2 protein-coding genes are annotated in these 4874 nt (G+C 61.9%); one reads left to right on the forward strand and one right to left on the reverse strand.

Going from position 1 to position 4874, the window contains the following annotated elements; translation table 11 throughout:
* Positions 1 to 1728 (forward strand): DUF1501 domain-containing protein (locus EPO09_RS18860; RefSeq protein WP_290645526.1); only part of this gene is annotated, 1728 nt, incomplete at its 5' end.
* Positions 1729 to 1757: 29 nt separating this feature from the next.
* On the opposite strand, the gene uvrA is transcribed toward EPO09_RS18860, so the two are convergent.
* A complete protein-coding gene (gene uvrA / locus EPO09_RS18865; RefSeq protein ID WP_290645528.1) occupies positions 1758 to 4664 on the reverse strand; it encodes an excinuclease ABC subunit UvrA in 2907 nt (968 codons plus the stop codon).
* Between the last annotated feature and the right edge of the window lie 210 nt (positions 4665 to 4874).

Raw genomic sequence — 4874 nt, forward strand, 5'->3', positions numbered from 1 at the left:
CCACCACGACACAAAAGCGCCAGCGCATCATGGCTGCCGTTCTATTGGTGGCTGTATCACCCAGCTTCGTGGTTCAACAGTGAGATCCACAACATGAGTTCTACCAGCCGACGCGCCTTCCTGCATCGCGCCGCAGCCATGTCGTCGCTGGGGGCTGCAGCGCCTCTGGCTCTCAACTTTGGCGCCATCACGCGTGCTGCCGCACAATCCACGGGCGGCAGCAGCGACTACCGTGCCCTGGTCTGTATCTACCTGAATGGTGGGAACGACGCGTTCAACACTGTACTGGCCACAGACTCAAGCTCCTGGACGCACTACACCAACCAAAGGCGTCCCAACGATGGGGGCAACTCCATCGCGTTGATGCCAGTGGGCACCCCCACCGACGGTGCTGCGGCCGCGAGCAGACCGGAACGACTTGGCGGGGTCTTGCCGATCAGTCATGCTGGGCGTGCGGTTCACGCCACCAGGCAGTTCGCGCTTCACCCTGCACTGCCTCAAGTGCAAAGCCTCTATCAAAACGGCAAGGTGGCAGTACTGGCCAACGTCGGCACGTTGACGCGCCCGACCGTCAAGGCCGACTGGTCTAACACCCGCCAAAGTAAACCCGCCAAACTGTTCTCGCACAACGACCAGCAGTCGACCTGGCTGTCTTTTCATCCGGAAGGCGCCAGCGAGGGTTGGGGGGGGCGTATGGCTGACCTCCTGATGCAAAGAAACGGTGTGGGGCACGATGCAGCGGATGCCCTCGTGATTCAGCGCTCGTTCACGTGCATGACGCCAGCAGGTGCCAATGTCTGGCAGGCCGGTCACGACGTCTTGCCATATCAAAGCAGCGGTACCGGCGTACTCAGTCTGGGTAGCGGCGGACAGATCTACGGCAGCAGCAGCCTGCAAAACGCCGTAGCCAATGTGATGGGCAAGTTGAACGCGGACGGCTCACCCAGCATCACCGCCCGTAACGCCTTTGCGGCCGATCATCAGAAGGTTGCGCAAAGAGCCTTCCAGGCCAGCGGCATGCTGAGCAGCTTGTTTCCGGCATTGGGTGTTGCCCCTTGGAGCACACCAGGTGTGACCACCCCGAGCAATGACGCCTTGCTCAAATACGTGAGCCCGACGAGTGGCAGTCTCACCTTCAACCCGCTTGCCCAGCAGTTGCAAATGGTGGCCCGTTTGATAGATGCGAACCGCACGGCCAGCCTGGGCATGAAACGGCAGTTCTTCCTGGTTCAGCTCGGCGGCTTTGACACCCACACGAACCAGATCGCCGATCATGCAGAGCGCATGGCGCAACTCAACCATGCGATGAGTTACTTCGATCAGGTTCTGTCCAACATGCCCAGCGGCAACATGAGTGCGCAAGTCACCACGTTCACCGCATCGGAATTCGGCAGAACGTTCACCAACAATGGCAATGGCACAGACCACGGTTGGGGTGGCCACCACCTGATCATGGGCGGGGCCGTGATCGGCACCGAGGTGTATGGCACCTTCCCTCAATACAGCACGGCCAGCAGCACGGGCGTGTTCAGCAGCGACGACCAGATTCAGAACGGCGTACTGATTCCCACCACATCGGTGGACCAGTACGCCTACACCCTGGGCCGCTGGATGGGCGTGTCAGACAGCGCCCTTCAGGGTAGTTACGATGGCGACCCCAATGCGATCCTGCCCAACTTGCGCCAGTTCAACAGCAACAGCTACAACCTGGGCTTCATGACGGCCTGATTGCCCGTGAAGCGACCGGATCAGTCGTCTTACAACAAGGCCTTGAGATACTGACCGGTGTGGCTACCTTCATGTGAGGCGATGTCCTCGGGTGTCCCTGCGATCAGCAATCGTCCACCGCCAGAGCCCCCTTCCGGGCCCATGTCGATCAACCAGTCGGCCGTCTTGATGACGTCCAGGTTGTGCTCGATGATCACGATGGTGTTGCCGGCATCACGCAGTTGATGCAGCACCTTGAGCAGCAAGGCGATGTCATGGAAGTGCAGGCCCGTGGTGGGCTCATCAAGGATGTAGAGCGTGCGGCCTGTGTCGCGCTTGGACAGCTCCAGCGCCAGCTTGACGCGCTGCGCTTCACCGCCTGACAAGGTCGTGGCAGCCTGCCCCAATCGGATATAGCCCAGGCCCACATCCATCAGCGTCTGCAACTTGCGTGCGATCGAGGGCACGGCGCTGAAGAAGGCCAAGGCGGCCTCGACCGTCAGGTCCAGGATCTCGTGGATGTTCTTGCCCTTGTAGAGGATCTCCAGCGTCTCGCGGTTGTAGCGCTTGCCGTGACAGACGTCGCAAGGCACGTAGACATCGGGCAGGAAGTGCATCTCGACCTTGAGCACGCCATCACCCTGGCAGGCCTCGCAGCGGCCACCGGCCACGTTGAAGGAGAAGCGCCCGGCGTTGTAGCCGCGTTCGCGCGCGGCGGGCACATCGGCCATCAGCTCGCGGATAGGCGTGAACAGACCGGTGTAGGTAGCGGGGTTGCTGCGCGGCGTGCGGCCAATGGGCGACTGGTCCACATTGATGACCTTGTCGAACAGCTCCAGGCCTTCGATCTCATCATGCGGCTCGGGCTCGGCATGGCTCTGGTAGAGCTTCTTGGCCACGGCTGCATACAGGGTGTCATTGACCAAGGTGGACTTGCCGGAGCCGGATACACCGGTCACGCAGGTCAGCAGGCCCACCGGCAAATCGACGGTCACGCCCTTGAGATTGTGGCCGCGAGCATTGACCACGCGCAGGCGCGGCGTTTCATCCGTGAAAGCGTGACGCTTGGATGGCACCTCGATGCGCAAGGCTCGGCCCAAGTACTGACCCGTGAGGCTGTCCGGGTTGCGCATGATGTCTTCGGGTCTGCCTTGGGCCAGCACTTTGCCGCCGTGCACGCCAGCACCCGGCCCCATGTCTACCACGTGGTCTGCGGCGCGGATCATGTCTTCGTCGTGTTCGACCACGATGACGCTGTTGCCCAGATCCCGCAGGTGCTGCAGTGTGCCGATGAGGCGGTCGTTGTCGCGCTGATGCAGGCCGATGCTGGGCTCATCGAGCACATACATCACGCCGGTCAGGCCGGAGCCGATCTGCGAAGCCAGTCGGATGCGTTGCGCTTCGCCGCCTGAGAGCGTGTCGGCGCTGCGATCGAGGCTGAGGTAGTTCAGGCCCACATCGTTGAGGAAGCGCAGGCGCGATCGGATCTCGCTGACGACCTTCGAAGCGATCTCGGCCTTGGCGCCTTGCAGGTGCAGTTGCTCGAAGTAGTGATGCGCTTCGGCCAGCGTGGCGTGCGCGATCTCGAAGATGGCGCGTGTCTCGCCCGTGTTGGCATCCAGCAGCTTGACGTTGCGGGCTTCGGTACGCAGGCGCGTGCCGTGGCAATCAGGGCAAGCCTTGGGCTGCTGATAGCGAGCCAGTTCTTCGCGCACGGCCGCGGAATCCGTCTCCTTGAAGCGGCGCTCGAAGTTGGGAATGATGCCTTCGAAGGCATGCGTGCGTTTGACCTTGCGCTTCTTGCCCGATGGACCATCGGCCTCGTAGACGAACTCGATCTCTTCTTCGCCTGAGCCGTAGAGCACCACCTGTTGCACATGGGCGGGCAGCTCTTCGAAAGGCTGTTCCATGTCGACACCATAGTGTTTGCCGAGGCATTCGATCAGGCTGTAGGTGTAGGGGTTACGGCGATCCCAGCCTTTGACGGCACCACTGGCCAAACTCAATGATGGAAAGCCCACCACGCGCTGGGGATCAAAGGCGATCACATGGCCCAGACCGTCGCAGGTCGGGCACGCGCCCACGGGCGAGTTGAACGAGAAGAGACGCGGCTCCAGTTCGGCCAGCGAGTAGCTGCACACCGGGCAGGCGAACTTGGCAGAGCACAGGTGCTCGGCGCCCGTGTCCATCTCGAAGGCCAGCGCACGGCCATCGGCCAGGCGCAAGGCGGCTTCGAAGCTTTCGGCCAAGCGCTGCTGCATGTCGGGCTTGACCTTGAGTCGGTCCACGACCACGTCGATGTCATGCTTTTCGTTTTTGACCAAGGGCTTGAGATCGGCCGCCTCGACGATCTGACCGTTGATGCGAAAACGCACATAGCCTTGCGCCTGCATGTCGGCAAACAGCTCGGCGTGTTCACCTTTGCGATCACGCACCACAGGCGCGAGCACCATCAGCTTGGTGTCTTCGGGCAGGCCCAGCACCATGTCCACCATCTGGCTGACGCTTTGTGCCTGCAGGGGTACGTGGTGATCAGGGCAGAACGGTGTGCCAGCGCGGGCGTACAGCAGGCGCAGGTAGTCGTGGATCTCGGTGACCGTGCCCACGGTCGAGCGCGGGTTGTGGCTGGTCGCCTTCTGTTCGATGCTGATCGCGGGCGACAGGCCCTCGATGACGTCCACATCGGGCTTGTCCATCAGCTGCAGGAACTGGCGGGCGTAAGCGCTCAAGCTTTCGACATAGCGGCGCTGGCCTTCGGCGTACAGCGTGTCGAAAGCCAGACTGGATTTGCCCGAGCCAGACAGGCCGGTGATCACCACCAACTGATGGCGAGGCAGATCCAGGTCGATGTTTTTCAGATTGTGGGTGCGGGCCCCTCGGATCTGGATCAGGGGGTTGTCGCCCCGGGGTCGAGCTGCGGGCTTGGCGGGAGCGTCAGGGGAATCGGAGCGAGACATCGGCGGATCTGAGCAAGATGAGGGCCCGACCTGCGTCGCGCCCTCGGCAAAAAAGCAACCGATCATGATACGTCGGCTTCACTCTCCCGCGCTACCGCCCTTCCAGATGCCGACAGGCATGCTGGGCGGGCCCTGCTCCTTATTGCCCCATCAGGTTCTTCTGGAAGAAAGCGGTCTGCTTGGCCACCACTTGTTCGAACAAGGGCCCTG

The organism is Aquabacterium sp., assembly GCF_004297345.1.
Lineage (GTDB): Bacteria > Pseudomonadota > Gammaproteobacteria > Burkholderiales > Burkholderiaceae_C > Aquabacterium.

What these genes read in the sequence shown, in the direction of transcription:
- uvrA (WP_290645528.1), bottom strand. Translation starts at nt 4,664, where the DNA reads ATGTCTCGCTCCGATTCCCCTGACGCTCCCGCCAAGCCCGCAGCTCGA.